The sequence below is a fragment of the Candidatus Frankia alpina genome (assembly GCF_902806485.1).
GTDB classification, from domain to species: Bacteria; Actinomycetota; Actinomycetes; order Frankiales; family Frankiaceae; genus Frankia; species Frankia alpina.
The window spans coordinates 1-245 of sequence record NZ_CADCWT010000652.1 but is presented as its reverse complement, the minus strand read 5'-3'; the positions used below and the strand labels follow the sequence as shown (position 1 = coordinate 245).

Below are 245 nucleotides of genomic sequence, written 5' to 3'. Positions count from 1 at the left end.
TTCGGTGGGACCGGGGGGTCGAAGATGGCCAGCGAGCAGGCCCTGTTCGGTGACCTGCTTCCCGCGTTGCGTCCGGGCCTGCTGGTGCTGGCCGACCGCAACTTCCTCGGCTTCGAGCTGTTCGAGAAAACGGCCGCGACCGGCGCGGACCTGCTCTGGCGGGTGAAGAAGGACCGCGGGCTGCCCGTGGACGCCGAGCTCGCCGACGGGTCGTACCTGTCCCACCTGGTCGAACCCGGCACCAG

General features: G+C 70.2%; 1 pseudogene. It reads left to right on the top strand.

Annotation, left to right across the window (positions count from 1 at the left end):
• A pseudogene (locus G6R25_RS24825) lies at positions 1 to 245 on the top strand (IS4 family transposase); the annotation flags it as partial.